Annotated in this window: 1 protein-coding gene; it reads right to left on the bottom strand. The window is 72.0% G+C overall.

Annotation, left to right across the window (positions count from 1 at the left end; all coding sequences use genetic code 11):
• Window positions 1-61 precede the first annotated feature (61 nt).
• A partial coding sequence (locus CH341_RS31595; protein WP_111423695.1) for an alpha/beta hydrolase occupies window positions 62-845 on the bottom strand: 784 nt, incomplete at its 5' end.

Genomic DNA, 845 nt, shown 5'->3' with positions numbered 1-845 from the left:
CCCGCCTCGCTTCGCTCGGCACCCTCTCCCACGAGGGGAGAGGGTAAGGGCCGCTGTGCGATCACGCGCCGCTCCCGTTGCTTGCCGGTCCCCGCAGTGGGCGGCCGAGCGCCAGGGTGACGGCACGGCTGATGGCGGCCGGGACGACGGAGACGTGGTCCTCGTCGGGAAACTCGACGTAGTCGGCGGCGAGGCCGCGACCGGCCAGCGGCGCGAGGCGTGCCGCCATCTCGCGGGCGTTGTCGATCATGCGGTTGCGGCGCTTCCAGCTGGCCCGGACCGCGGCGTCGGCGCCGTCGATCTCGACCGTCGTCGGCTCCTGCTCGCAGCCGCCCATGGTGATCAGGAGCGAAAGGTCCGCGCCGCGCTCGGGCAGTGCTTCGACGAAGTCGCGCTCGTGCGCCAGGATCACGCCGTCGGCGAACCAGATCGAAGGGCTCGCCGCCACATGGGTGCGGAACAGGCCGGGGCGGGTGAACAGCGCGTAGAGCGAGAAGAGCCCGCCGAAGGAGTGGCCGAACAGGGTGCGGCGCGCCGGATCGAGCGGAAACTCGTCACCGATCGCCGGGATCACGTCAGCCTCGATGAAATCCAGAAACGCATCGGCGCCGCCGACCGGCGGCCAGGCCGAGCCGTCCGGCCGCGGCGGCATCTCCGAAGGGCCGCGCGGAAGAGGCGTGTAGTCGTAGGTGCGGCGGACGAGGTCGAGCGGCTCGTCGGTCGGATAGCCGAGCCCGACAACCACGGCCGGCACCACGCCGGTCACGTCGGGTCTTCGCGCGCGAAGACCGACCGCCTCGGCCATGGTGGCGAAGGCTGCGTTGGCGTCGGTCAGCACGATCAGC

It is taken from the genome of Rhodoplanes roseus (assembly GCF_003258865.1).
In the GTDB taxonomy this organism is placed as follows: domain Bacteria; phylum Pseudomonadota; class Alphaproteobacteria; order Rhizobiales; family Xanthobacteraceae; genus Rhodoplanes; species Rhodoplanes roseus.
Note: the sequence above shows the minus strand (reverse complement) of the source record. Positions and strands in the feature narration are given on the sequence as shown.